Here is a 12,445-nt window from a genome sequence, read left to right on the forward strand (position 1 = left end):
CCTCCTCAGACCTTAATCTCGACGTCGACGCCGGCCGCGAGGTCGAGCTTCATCAGCGCGTCCACGGTCTGCGGCGTCGGGTCGACGATATCGAGCATCCGCTTGTGCGTGCGGATCTCCCACTGGTCACGCGACTTCTTGTCGATGTGCGGACCGCGCAGGACGGTGAACTTCTCGATCTTGTTCGGAAGCGGGATCGGCCCGCGAACCTGGGCACCCGTGCGCTTGGCGGTATTTACGATTTCCTGCGTGCTGGCGTCGAGCACGCGGTAATCGAACGCCTTGAGCCGGATACGGATATTCTGGCTTTTCATGTCGTTCGTCCGAATGACGGCCAGGCGCCCGCCCGGGCACCCTGGCTGTTCAAGTCGAGAGGAGGAGAACGGCTCATCCGGCCCCCTCGTCGGACCTGACGGAAGCGGGGCCGCAATCGCGACCCCGTCCGGATGGGGGCCTCTAGACCGAGTCGCTCAAGGTGGCAACCCCGGATCATGGCTTTTTCCCGTGACCAGTGAAGTCGGCGGAGCATACCTAACTGGGCGGTCGGAACGACAATGAGGAGCGCACCAAAGAAACTCTGCGCGGCTACCGCGCCGATGCGGTCCTGATCCGCGAACCCGAGAAGGAGATGCTCGTGCGGGCCAATACCGGTGTGATCTGGTTTCAGGTCCACTTGTCGGGCACGCCGGTCCATGTCCGGGAGATGGGCGCCGGGGCGAATGCCATCGACGCGGCTTATCGGGTCGTGGGCGCGCTCAGGCAGATGGAGGCGGTCTGGAACGCGGTCCGGGCCGACCACCCCCATTTCGTCGGAGAGGATCAATTAATCAAGCTGAACCTTAGCCGGATCGAGGGCGGAGACTGAGCATCATCGGTGCCCTTCTGGTGTCGCCTCGATTGCCGCGTGTCGATCTATCCCAGAGGCCAGGCCGCCCGAGCAGCGCGCGAGATCAAGGATCGCGTCGCTGCCTTCGCGGACATTCCAGATCACCCAGCCCTTCAGCGGCCTGAGCGTGATCGAGAATGTCGCGGTCGCGATCGTTTCGCGCGGTGCTTCCATGGGAGCTGCTCGTCGCGATGCCGCCGAATACGTGGACTTTGTGGGCCTCGGGGCAAAAGCCACATCTCCTGCGCGGACGCTTAGCACGGGACAGCGCAAGCGGCTGGAACTCGCGCGTGCGCTGGCGACACGACCCCGACTTCTATTGCTCGACGAGGTGACAGGCGGCGTCGATCAACCCAGCGTACCGGAACTCCTCGACCTGATCCGCCGGCTTCGTGTCGAGCGGGGCATCACGGTGCTCGTCATCGAGCACAAGATGGACGTGCTGCACGGGCTGGCCGACGACGCGGTCTTCCTCGACCGAGGACGTGTCGTCACGTCCGGCAGCATGGCCGACATCGCGGCGCATGGCGAGGTGCGTCGTATCTATCTCGGGGATGCCGATGCTGCGGCTTGAGGGGATCGACGTCCATTACGGCGCCACGCAGGTGCTCTGGTCGGTCGACATGCGTGTGGCCGAAGGCGAAATCGTTGCGATCATGGGGCCGAACGGATCGGGCAAGAGTACCGTGCTGAAGGCGGCGATGGGCCTGAAGGCCCCGTCGGGCGGCCGTGTGTTGCTCGACGGACGCGAAATGCAGGACGCCTCCGCGACGGAGCGCCCGCGTCACGGAATGGCGATCGTGCTGGAGCGACGGCGACTCTTCCCTCGCATGAGTGTGCACGAGAACATCGTGCTGGGCGCCTATGCCCGTCCTGCGCGCGAGACGAAGGGGTCTCTCGAATGGGTGCTTGGCCTGCTGCCCGACCTACGGGAGCATCTGGACGCGACCGCCGGCAAGCTGTCGGGCGGGCAGCAGCAGATGGTCGCGATCGCGCGCGGTCTGATGGCGCGGCCACGGGTCCTCCTGATGGACGAGCCGTTCCTCGGCTTGTCGCCTGCAATGGTCAAAACCGTCAGCGCGATCATGCGCACGATCAATGGCGAGGGCGTCGCCATCCTTTTCAACGAGCAGGACGCGAAGCTGTCCTTTGCACTATCCCATCGCGGCTACCTGCTGGAGAGCGGTCGCGTGATCCTCAGCGGGTCCGGCCAGGAGATGCTCGACCATCCCGAAGTGAAGCGTGTCTATCTCGGCGTGCGTGAGGAGGCCGCCCGATGACCGCGCCCCTGTTTCTCGAAATGGCTATCAATGGGCTCATCTCCGGCTCGATCTATGCCCTTGTGGGCTCCGGCATCGCCCTGGTCTACGGCACGACGCGGGTGCTGAACTTTGCGCATGGCGAACTTCTGATGATCGCCGGCTATTTGGTCCTGTTTTTCGCAGTGACGCTGGGATGGAACGTGCTGCTCGCCTCCGTGGTCACGCTCGCGCTCGTCGGCAGCATTGGCGCCGCGATCCAGCGCATCACCATCGCCCCGCTTCTTGCCCGCGAGGACTGGGCGTTCCGCGTCATCGCCGCGACGATCGGCCTGTCGATCTTCCTGCAAAGCGGTGCGCAGATCGTCTGGGGCGAGCAGTTCCGCACCCTGCCCTACTTCTTCGACGGCGTGGTCAGCCTCGGCGGGCTTCGGATGCCGGTCCAGCGGCTGTCGATTCTCGTGATCGCACTGCTGCTGATGGGCCTCTGCGCGCTTGTCCTGTACCGCACGAGCCTTGGCCGGATCGTCCGCGCCACGGCACAGGACGCCGAGGCCGCGCTTGCCGTCGGAATCCCCGCTGGGCTGGTGCATACGAGCGTCTTCGCCATTTCCGCCGTGCTGGCCGGGGCCGGGGCGATCCTGCTTTCGCCAATCCTGACGGTGAACCCCTGGATGGGGGTGTCATTCCTCTTGAAGGGCTTTGCGGTGGTGATCCTGGGCGGGCTGGGCTCCTTCGGAGGAGCCGTCGCCGCTGGCTTCCTCCTTGGCCTGATCGAAGCGGCGAGCGTGATGGTCTTGCCAACGGAATGGCGCGATGTCGTGGCTTTCACCTTCCTGATTGCAGTGATCTGGGTACGGCCCAACGGGCTCTTTGCCGGACGGGAGGCCTGAGGCATGACGGAGATCCTCGGCCGCCGCCCTGCCCTGTCGTTTCTGATCTGCGTCGGACTCTTTCTCCTGACGCTTGTCCTGCCACTCAATGACTACGTCCTGCACATCCTGACGCTGAGCCTGATCTTCGCCATCTTCGCCTCGGGCTGGAACCTGACCCTCGGAATCCTCGGTCTGAAGACGCTGGGGCACCATGCCTTTTTCGCCATCGGCGCCTACCTCTCTGCGATTGCGGCCTTCTACGGCGGCGTTAGCCCCTGGCTGACGATCTGGGTGGGCGCGGTGCTCGCAGCGCTTGCGGGCCTCCTCATCGGTTTGCCCATCCTGCGAATCCGCTCGATGCCGCATGTGGCGATCGTCACGCTGGCCTTCGCCGAGATCGTTCGCCTTATCTTTTCCAACCTCAAGGACATCACCCGCGGAGAACTGGGGTTCTGGGGCATCCCGCCCTTCGATCCCGTCTCCTTCGGCGAAACCACGATCCGCTTCGGTCTGGGCAACGCTTGGGGGTCCTTCATCCTCGTGGGCCTCTTCTTCTTCGCCGTGCAGGGGGGCCTGCTTCTGCTGCTACGGTCCCGGCCCGGCCTCACCTTCGCTGCGATCCGGGATTCCGAGGCCGCGGCCGAAAGCCTTGGCATCAATTTCGGCGCCTGGAAGCTTGCGGCCTTCGCGCTGAGCGCGGGAATCGTGGGGCTGAGCGGGGCGATCTACGCCCATTACGTCATGATCCTCACGCCGACCTCCGTGGCGGGGCCGGAAATGCTGATTACGCTACTGGCCATCATCATCGTCGGCGGCGCGGGGCGGTTCTTCGGACCGCTCTACGGCGCGCTGCTGCTGACCGGGTCGCTCGAGCTTTTGCGCGAGTTCGGCGACTACCGGATGCTCCTCTACGGCGCGTTGGTGATCGGGTTCGTATTCGTGGCGCCGCAGGGCATCGCGGGTCTGAAGTTCGACCGGCTGCGCCGCCGCCGAGGGCACGGGACGAACGAAAGCTCGAGTTCCGCATGATGGCGAAGGAAACCGAGACGACAATCTTGCAACGAAGGAGGTGAAGGACATGGCGACTTATACAAAGGGCCCTGTAGCGGCGCGGCGCATACTCGCTCTGATGCTGCTTGCCGGAACGGCAGGCACGGCTCAGGCCCAAGACGTCAGCATCGGGGTGATCGGACCGATGACGGGCCCAGCGGCGAATACCGGCACCGCCCATCGCGAGGGGATGGAGCTTGCGGTCAAGGAGTGGAACGAGGGGGCCGGCGACTATGTCTCCGACGAACCGCCGCAGGTCGAGCTCGTGGTCGAGGATTCCAACTCCAAACCCGAAGTGGCCATCGGGGCGGCGCAAAGGCTGATGACCCGCAGCGATGTCGACATGATCATCGGCGACACGCTGCACAGTCATGTGACGCTCGCCCTGATGGAGATGGCGCCGCAATACGGCGTGCCGATCCTGAGCGCCGAGCCCGTTTCCTCGGCTATCGCCGACAAGGTCCTCTCCGACCCCGAGCGCTACGCGCTCTATTACAAGGGCAACTACAACAGCGATGGGTACGGTAAGGCTGTGCATGGCTTCTACAGCTGGGCCTTCGAGAACGACGTCGTGCCGGAAGGTGACAAGACGATCGCCTTCGTGGTCGAGGATACCGATTACGGCATCGCCAATGCCGAGAAGATCGGCGAACTGTTCGAGGCGGATGGATGGACGGTCGCGGCGACGGAGACGACGCCGACCGGCACGACCGACTTCTACCCGCAGCTCTCCAAGCTGCGCGGGCTCGATCCGGACATCCTGGTCTCCGTGTTCACATTGGCCAATTCCGGCATCTCCTTCGTGCGTCAGCTTGACGAGCAGGCGCTTGAGGCGTCGCATATGGCGATTTTCTATCCCACCCGTCCTGAATTCATGGAGCAGGCCCCGGATATCGCGGACGGCATGTTCTGGGCAGCGTTGCAATTCAGCCCGGAGATCACGCCCGAGCACCAGGCGTTCAACGACAGGATCGAGGCGGAGTTCGGCGTGTCGGCCAATTACAGTCACGCACATGCCTATTGCACGATGGTGGTCGCACTGCGGGCCATCGACGCGGCCGGCGGCACCGATGCGGATGCCATCGCAAGCGAGATTGGCGGCACGGATTACGACTGCCTCGTGGGCAAGTACGCCTTCGGCGAGGATAACACGGTCCAGTCCGGCCCCGACTTCATTCCGGTGCCCGTGGCCCAGGTCCAGGGCGACGCGAGTCAGATCATCTGGCCCGAGAACGTCGCCACGGCAGAGCCGCAATAGCCAATTGGCGCATTCTCCGGCGGGCGCCCGCCCGCCGGGGGCATCGCTCGGGAGATCTTCGATGACGGGGCGTTCAGGCAGACACGGGCAGACGACGCAGGCCCCGCCGCGCCCGGCCCGGCCGCCCAAACGATCCGCCGTCGTGGCCGGACAGATACGCGCCTCGATCATCATGCAGCGCCTTCGGCCCGGGGATGCGCTTCCGATCGAGCGGGACATGATCGCGGCCTATGGCGTCAGCCGGGCGACGATCCGCGAGGCGCTCCGCGAACTCGAAGTGCAGGGCCTGATCCAGCTCCGCACAGGCCCGAAGGGCGGCCCGGTCGTCGCGGCCAGCGGCGCGCGGGAAGCGATCCAATCAATCCGCAACTTCTGCTACTTCGAGGTTGCGACCATTCAGAATATCTACGAGCTGCGCAGCATGATCGAGGTGCAGGCTGTCCGGTCCGTGATCGGGCATGTCGACGCCGCGACCTTCAGCCAGCTCGAGGCCCTCATCGAAATTTCGTCCCGTCCCGCCAGCGACGGGGACGGACGGCGCCAGCAGCGTGAAGCCGAGTTCGCGTTCCATACGGTACTCGCCTCCGCCTCACCCAATCCCCTCCTGTCGCTGATGGTCGAGGTCCTGACGGGATTGCTCGTTTCGGCGACCGCTCGCGAAAGTGCGGATCACGAACTGCATGGCGCCTGGTCCGAGGAGAATTGCGGCTTTCACGGCCGGATCGTCGAAGCCCTCCGAAACGGAGACGGGGATCAGGCCGCGGCCCTGATGCGCAAGCACATGGACAGCGCCCATGAGCACCTTCGACTTATCTACGGCAATCTCACGCTGGAGGACATCGCGCTCAACCCGCGCGATCGCCCCTGACACCGAAAGGACGGACATGGCAGAGGACGGATCGAACTGGGGCTTGCCCCATAGCTCCCATTGGGGCCGCTTCCGTGGCCGACTTGAGGGGGATCGTCTCGAGGTCCGGCCTCATCCCGACGATCCTGATCCCTCCCCGCTCCTTGACAACTTCACGGATGCGCTTCGTCACCGCGCGCGGATCGCGCGGCCTGCGATCCGACGCGGATGGTTGGAGCGTGGCCCCGGACCAGATGAAAGTCGAGGGACGGACGCTTATGTCGAGGTGCCTTGGGACGAAGCGCTCGACAGGCTCGCCGCCGAGCTTGCGCGCGTGCGCGACGATCACGGCCCCGAGGCGGTGTTCGGCGGCTCCTACGGCTGGGCCAGCGCAGGACGCTTCCATCACGTTCAGAGCCAGCTGCACCGCTTCCTGAACACAGCCCTCGGCGGCTATGTCGGCTCGGTCGGCAGCTACAGCGCCGGCGCCTCGACGTTCCTGCTCCCTCACGTCGTCGGATCGTTCGAGGCGATCTCGCGCCACAACATCACCTGGGGGCAGATCGTCGAGCATACCGATCTGGTCATCGCCTTCGGCGGAATGGCGGTGAAGAACTCGAACGTCGCCGCCGGCGGGATCTCCCGGCATATCGAACGGGGATCGATGGCCGAGGCCGCTGCACGCGGTGCGCGCTTCGTCAACGTGAGCCCCCTCCGTGGAGACTTCCCGCCTGAAGCTCGCGCAGAGTGGATTGCGCCGCAGCCCGGGACCGACACAGCGATGATGCTGGCGATGATGCACGTCTTGGACGCGGCCGGGCTGGCCGATCGCCGCTATCTCGAGACGTATTGCGTCGGCGCGGACCGGCTGATCGCCTACGTTCGCGGCGAAGCGGACGGCATACCGAAGACGCCCGATTGGGCCTCCGGCATCACGGGTCTCGATGCTGAGGTCATTACTGCCTTGTCCCTCGACGCAGCGAAGGGGCGAACGCTGATCACCGTGTCGCACTCCCTGCAACGGGCGGAGCACGGTGAGCAGCCGGTCTGGGCCGGTATCGCGCTGGCCGCGATGCTGGGGCAGATCGGACTGCCGGGCGCTGGATACAATTATGCGCTCGGCTCCCTCGGCCATACCGGCCGGGTTCCGATCGACCTGCCTCTGCCAACGCTTCCACAGGGCCAGAACGGGGTCGAGGCATTCATCCCCTGCGCACGCATCGCCGACATGCTTCTGAATCCCGGCGCCTCGTTCGACTTCAACGGTCAGCGCCTGACCTACCCGCAAATCAAGCTGGTTTACTGGGCCGGCGGAAATCCATTCCACCATCATCAGGATCTGACGCGGCTCGCCCTAGCCTTCGCCGGAATCGACACGTTCGTCGTGCAGGATTTCGCCTGGACGGCGAGCGCGCGTCACGCGGATATCGTCCTGCCTGCCACCATGAGCCTCGAGCGGGAGGATATCGGCGCCGCCAAGACCGATTTGCAGATGGTGGCGATGCGCGCCTTGGCCGAGCCGTTCGCCGAGGCGCGGGACGACTTCGCGATCTTCCAGGGTCTTACGTCGCGCATGAGTTGCGGGGACGCCTTCACGGAAGGGCGCGACACCGAAGCTTGGCTGCGTCACCTCTACGAACCCACCCGCGCGGCACTTGAGGCCCGCGGCCTTCCAGCACCAGACTTCGATGCCTTCCGCGATACGGGCGAGGTCGATTTGCCGGCGCCCGTCGACGACGGCGGCATGCTCCGCAAGTTCCGAGCCGACCCGGTTGCGCACCCCCTTCCAACTCCTAGCGGCCGGATCGAACTCTACTCGGAGACGATCGCCGGGTTCGGCTATCCCGATTGTCCCGGACACCCGGTCTGGCTCGACCGGATCGAAGTGCCCACGCCGGCCTGTCCGCTTTGGCTGGTTTCAAACCAGCCTGCGACGCGGCTGCACAGCCAGCTCGATTTCGGCGCGGCCTCACAGGCGTCCAAGCGAAAGGGTCGCGAAGTTGCATATCTCAATCCCGGCGACGCGCAGGATCGACGCATAGCGGATGGAGACCTGATCAAGATTTCAAGCGATCGAGGCGCATGTCTGGCAGCCGCAGCAATAACCGAGTCTGTCGCAAGAGGCGTCGTCAATCTCCCGACGGGCGCTTGGTACGATCCGATCGACTTTGACGGCCAACGGATATGCCAACACGGCAACCCTAACGCAGTGACGCGGGACGCGGGGACATCACGGCTCGCGCAGGGCTCAACGGGACAACTCTGTTGCGTAGAGGTCGAAAAGTGGCACGGCGACGTGCCCGACATCAGAGCCTTCGACGGCCCGATATAGATGACCCATTACCCAGACCAGGTTGGTCTGACCCTTTGGGAAGTAGTTTAACGGCTTCGACTGCATGATCCCGAGAGGGGGCCGACATGGACGCGATCGGCTCACCCTCGAGGATCTGCGACAGCAGGCTAGGCAGCATGCGCGCGTCGCCCACCCCGCTTCCAACAAATTCGACCAGCCGCACCTCGAGGTTCGTTGGGGAAGCGCCCTACCGGGGCCTTTCCTGATCCTCCTCACGCTCGTCCAAGGCCAGATGCACCTTGCGGCAGACGCAACGCTTGCCCGCCCTGCCTGCTCGAAGACGCTGCGTGCCACGGTTTCGACGACGGGTCGAACCAGACCGCCGGCGGCCCGCGTCCGCACAGAGACGCGTGGTAGACAGGCCAGTTCAGGGTGCCGTAGAGGGTCGGTGCGGGCTTGGACCTGTCACCCAGCTATACCGCAGGACTCGCGATGCGAATTCCGAGCAGCCTCCGTGTAATAAAGCCTTCAAGAATACGTCTCGCGGCAACTTAACAGAAACATTGTCGCCCTAGCGGACGAACCGTGATGCCAATCCCCAGCCTTGGTCACCATTCCTTCCTCGAACCGCTCCGCCTTTTCAATATTATCTAGACAAAGCAGGGTTCCCGGGAAGCCTAGCCTGCAGGCTTTCCATCCGCCTCGGCGTAGTCGTCTCCGGTTCGGAGTAACCAGCCAATCTTTTGGTTCCCCCTGAAGGAAGCCTACGTCGTGATACCGAACTGAAGTCCGTCCGCGACATCTGGAAGACGATGCCGACCGAGCGTCACGCGCGGCTCGTTCTCGAGAACGCCATCTGGGGCAATGACCAGTTCTGTCCGCACTGCGGCAGCCTTAGCTCGCACCCGCTGCGCGGTGGCTCCGTCCGCCCCGGTCTGTATGGGTCCGCCGAGAAGGAATGCCGCGGCCAGTTCACCGTGACGACCGAGGCACCACCCCATGCGACGAAGCTCGATCGGATCGGTATTGCACGATATTCCTCGTGCCGACATCCTCGAAGGGAATCTCGTCGGTCGTGATGTCGCGCTCACTGTGATGCGACGCACACCCTCGTGGGTTCTATCGGTGGCCACGATCCTTTCAAGCCGCAGGTCTGCCGTGAACCCTTCCTCGACCTTGGACCTGTTCCGTCGTGGAAGAGCGACTTCCGGCATCCGTCACCCGGAAATCTCTATCCCGATCTTCCCCATATGAGACTTTTCGAGGAAGGCCTCCTGAGCGACGCGCAACTCGTGCAGAGGGCGACGCTCAGCCAAGACCGGGCGTATGTCGCCCATCTCGATGTAGCCCACCAGGTCAGTGAAGACACTCGGGGCCTGTCGGGTGCTTCCGAAAAGTGTCAGATCCTTGAGATATAGCGTTCGCAGGTCCAGCTCGACGATCGGCCCTGCGATTGCGCCCGAGGTTACGTAGCGGCCCCTCGGCACGAGCGCATTCAGCAACGCGGGCCAGCGCGGCCCGCCGACCAGATCGAGCACGACGTCGAAGCTGTTCTCGGGGAAGGCCTCGTCCCGATCAACCGTGGCATCGGCCCCAAGCTCCTTCAGCGCCTCCATCTTCGCGGCACTGGTGACCGCGGTGACATGGGCACCGCGGCGTTTGGCGAGTTGCACGGCGGCCGAGCCGACACCGCCCGAGGCACCCCGTGATCAGCACCCGTTCCCCGCCCAGGGCCGCACGCTGGATCATTCCTTCGGCGGTCGAGAAAGCGCAGGGAAAGGAAGCGAGTTCGATATCAGAAAGCGTACTGTCGATCTTCAAGGCGTGTTCGGACTCGACGGTCGTATATTCGGCAAAGGCACCGTCGCGCTCGGAGCCGAAGGTCACAAGGACATCAGGCTCCGTGCTCTTTGGGCGATGCATCGGCCGCACGAGAACCCGTTCGCCGACACGGGCACCGTCCACGCCCTCGCCAACCGCGACGATCTTGCCGCAGCAATCGGCGCCCTGGATGCGCGGGAAACTCAGCGCTCCGGACCACGAACCGTCGGCGTCTGAGATGCCGCCATATCCTTCCGTCGCCGCTGAGTTCGTGTCGCCCCGCACGGACTTGGAATACCAGCCAGTCCGAGTGTTCACGTCGGTATTGTTCACCGAGGAAGCACCGACATGGATCAGGACCTCTCCCGCGTCAGGCTGGGGAACCGGCACGGCCTCCCGCCATTCAAGCTTGTCTAGACCGCCATGTCCGGTGAGGACGACGGCTTTCATCGTAGCAGGCAACGTCATCGAAGCAGCTCCCGTGTAGAATGATCCCTCTACTTGCCTAGGTAGAGGGATCATTCTACGTAGTCACTTATGGCTGACATGATGAGCAAGATATCCGCCGGCATCGAGCGAGCCTTCGCCAGCCGCGGCTTCGCGGAGCCCTCCGTCGAGGACTTGCGCGATGCCGCTGGCGTGAGCCTGCGCACGCTTTACAAATATACCCCTTCCCGGGCCGACATGGTTCTGGCGGCATTGGAGAACCGGCATCAACGCTACCTTTTGCATGTCTTCGATGGCCTGCCGGACGACACCGAAGAAGCGACCGACGCTATCCTCGTGAGGGTCGGCACCTGGATGGCGACCGAGACGTCGCATGGCTGTCTGTTTCATGCCGCCGTGGCAGCCGACCCGAACAGCGGTCCACTCCGCGAGCTTCTCGAACGCCACAAGGCGGAGGTCGCGTCCAGAGCGGCCGCGGCAACCGGCGTCGTCGAGGCCGAGGCCGAATTGCTCGTAATCATCGAGGGCCTGACTCAAGCATGGCCGCTGCGCGGCGATCCGGCCGTAGATGCTGCAAAGCGGTTGGGTCACGCCCTTCGAGTGTCGTTCGTATAAGCGATCTCCGAGGCCCATCGTGCAGAATGCTACGCGCTAGCCAAGCGAAACGTCATGGCTGGCAATTCGGTCGACTACGAGAAGCGAAATTCAACGGCCGCGTGGCCTGTCAAACGGCTGCACCCGGGTCCGACGCGCATATGCTTCTTCGCGTGAATAATAGGGGTTAAATTCTTGGCGCACACGCGTAATTCGCTCGTGTTCAGGCCAGATAGTCGAACGGAAGACACCCGTCAGGGCATCAGCTGGCCGCCGTTGACCTCGATGACCTGCCCGATGATATAGCCTGCCAAAGCCTCGGAGGCCAGGAAGAGGAATGCGCCGACACAATCCTCAGCACTGCCCAGGCGTCCCTGGGGGACAGTCGCGAGCATCGTATCCATCTGCTCCTTCGTCGAATACCTCTCATGGAAGAGCGTTTCGATCACGCCAGGCGAAACCGCGTTCACCCGGATGCCGTAGCTGATCCATTCCTTTGCCATACCGCGCGTCACATTCGAGACGAAGGATTTCGACGACCCGTAGAGTCCCGCGCCGCCGCCTGCGCCATTGCGCGCCGCGATTGACGTGGTGTTGATCACGAAGCCGCCCTGCTTCTTCAGATAGGGCAGCGCAGCACGCGAAGCGGTCAGAACTGACCGCGCATTAAGGTCCATTACCCGGTCGTAATCCGCATCGGTGGCCTCCTCGTAGGGCACGCGCTTGACCATTCCGCCGGCGTTGTTGATCAGGCCGTTCAGCCCGCCAAGCTTCTCGGCCGCTTCGTCCACGGCGGAGGCAAACGCAGCCGAGTCGCAGGCATCCGCACGCACCAGAACGGTCGTGCCACCCGCCTCTTCAATCTCGGCAGCAAGATTCTCCGCGGCGTCTTGGCTGGAATTGTAGTGCACGCCAACCTTCGCCCCCTGTGCGGCGAAGGCCTTAGCGAGGGCCGCGCCGATTCCGGTCGAGGCCCCGGTGATCAAGACCGACTTCCCGTCGAGTTCGGGGAAAGTGAAGGGTTTCGAGCTCATGGCAGAATCCGTCCGGTTTTTGGCGAGGTTGTCGATGGTGCGCGGTGCCAAGCACAGCGCACTCCCCAGGACATCCTCAAA

12 protein-coding genes and 3 pseudogenes are annotated in these 12,445 nt (G+C 64.0%); 10 read left to right on the top strand and 5 right to left on the bottom strand.

Annotated elements, in window-relative coordinates:
• Window positions 1-5 precede the first annotated feature (5 nt).
• A complete protein-coding gene (gene rpsJ / locus Q1A87_RS08240) occupies window positions 6-314 on the bottom strand; it encodes a 30S ribosomal protein S10 (RefSeq protein WP_298430474.1) in 309 nt (102 codons plus the stop codon).
• A 320-nt stretch (window positions 315-634) separates the two neighbouring features.
• Here rpsJ and Q1A87_RS08245 point away from each other — a divergent pair, with 320 nt between their 5' ends.
• Window positions 635-865, top strand: a complete 231-nt coding sequence (locus tag Q1A87_RS08245) for a peptidase dimerization domain-containing protein (RefSeq protein WP_299649553.1) — start codon at window positions 635-637, stop codon at window positions 863-865.
• Window positions 866-868: 3 nt separating this feature from the next.
• On the opposite strand, the gene Q1A87_RS08250 is transcribed toward Q1A87_RS08245, so the two are convergent.
• Window positions 869-1,060, bottom strand: coding sequence for a hypothetical protein (locus tag Q1A87_RS08250; protein WP_299649556.1), 192 nt, complete (start codon window positions 1,058-1,060; stop codon window positions 869-871).
• On the opposite strand from Q1A87_RS08250, the gene Q1A87_RS08255 reads away from it, so the two are divergent.
• From Q1A87_RS08255 to Q1A87_RS08285, 7 genes are all read left to right on the top strand, one after another.
• Window positions 1,014-1,460, top strand: coding sequence for an ATP-binding cassette domain-containing protein (locus Q1A87_RS08255; protein WP_363322967.1), 447 nt, complete (start codon window positions 1,014-1,016; stop codon window positions 1,458-1,460). The genes Q1A87_RS08250 and Q1A87_RS08255 overlap by 47 nt on opposite strands.
• Window positions 1,447-2,166, top strand: coding sequence for an ABC transporter ATP-binding protein (locus Q1A87_RS08260; RefSeq protein ID WP_299649559.1), 720 nt, complete (start codon window positions 1,447-1,449; stop codon window positions 2,164-2,166). Before Q1A87_RS08255 ends, Q1A87_RS08260 begins: the two co-directional genes overlap by 14 nt.
• Window positions 2,163-3,038, top strand: coding sequence for a branched-chain amino acid ABC transporter permease (locus Q1A87_RS08265; protein ID WP_299649562.1), 876 nt, complete (start codon window positions 2,163-2,165; stop codon window positions 3,036-3,038). Before Q1A87_RS08260 ends, Q1A87_RS08265 begins: the two co-directional genes overlap by 4 nt.
• A gap of 3 nt (window positions 3,039-3,041) precedes the next feature.
• Window positions 3,042-4,049 (top strand): branched-chain amino acid ABC transporter permease, encoded by a 1,008-nt coding sequence (locus Q1A87_RS08270; RefSeq protein ID WP_299649565.1) that lies wholly within the window; start codon window positions 3,042-3,044, stop codon window positions 4,047-4,049.
• A gap of 49 nt (window positions 4,050-4,098) precedes the next feature.
• Window positions 4,099-5,328: an ABC transporter substrate-binding protein gene (locus tag Q1A87_RS08275; protein ID WP_299649568.1), complete on the top strand. Its 1,230-nt coding sequence runs from the start codon at window positions 4,099-4,101 to the stop codon at window positions 5,326-5,328.
• Window positions 5,329-5,389: 61 nt separating this feature from the next.
• Entirely contained in the window at window positions 5,390-6,196 is an 807-nt protein-coding gene (locus Q1A87_RS08280) for an FCD domain-containing protein (RefSeq protein WP_299649571.1), read from the top strand.
• 16 nt (window positions 6,197-6,212) lie between these two features.
• On the top strand, window positions 6,213-8,507 hold the full coding sequence (locus Q1A87_RS08285; protein WP_299649574.1) for a molybdopterin-dependent oxidoreductase: 2,295 nt from the start codon (window positions 6,213-6,215) through the stop codon (window positions 8,505-8,507).
• 85 nt (window positions 8,508-8,592) lie between these two features.
• Here the strand turns inward: Q1A87_RS08285 and Q1A87_RS08290 are convergent.
• Window positions 8,593-8,697: pseudogene (locus Q1A87_RS08290) on the bottom strand (IS5/IS1182 family transposase); the annotation flags it as partial.
• Between the two features lie 583 nt (window positions 8,698-9,280).
• On the opposite strand from Q1A87_RS08290, the pseudogene Q1A87_RS08295 reads away from it, so the two are divergent.
• Window positions 9,281-9,561 (top strand): annotated as a pseudogene (locus Q1A87_RS08295) (transposase); the annotation flags it as partial.
• Between the two features lie 124 nt (window positions 9,562-9,685).
• On the opposite strand, the pseudogene Q1A87_RS08300 reads toward Q1A87_RS08295, so the two are convergent.
• Window positions 9,686-10,757 (bottom strand): annotated as a pseudogene (locus Q1A87_RS08300) (alcohol dehydrogenase family protein).
• Between the two features lie 69 nt (window positions 10,758-10,826).
• Between Q1A87_RS08300 and Q1A87_RS08305 the strand changes: the two are divergent.
• Complete coding sequence (locus Q1A87_RS08305) at window positions 10,827-11,351, top strand: TetR/AcrR family transcriptional regulator (protein ID WP_299649577.1); 525 nt, start codon at window positions 10,827-10,829, stop codon at window positions 11,349-11,351.
• Between the two features lie 233 nt (window positions 11,352-11,584).
• On the opposite strand, the gene Q1A87_RS08310 is transcribed toward Q1A87_RS08305, so the two are convergent.
• Entirely contained in the window at window positions 11,585-12,415 is an 831-nt protein-coding gene (locus Q1A87_RS08310) for an SDR family oxidoreductase (protein WP_299649580.1), read from the bottom strand.
• Window positions 12,416-12,445: the final 30 nt, after the last annotated feature.

The sequence above is a fragment of the uncultured Jannaschia sp. genome (assembly GCF_947494055.1).
In the GTDB taxonomy this organism is placed as follows: domain Bacteria; phylum Pseudomonadota; class Alphaproteobacteria; order Rhodobacterales; family Rhodobacteraceae; genus Jannaschia.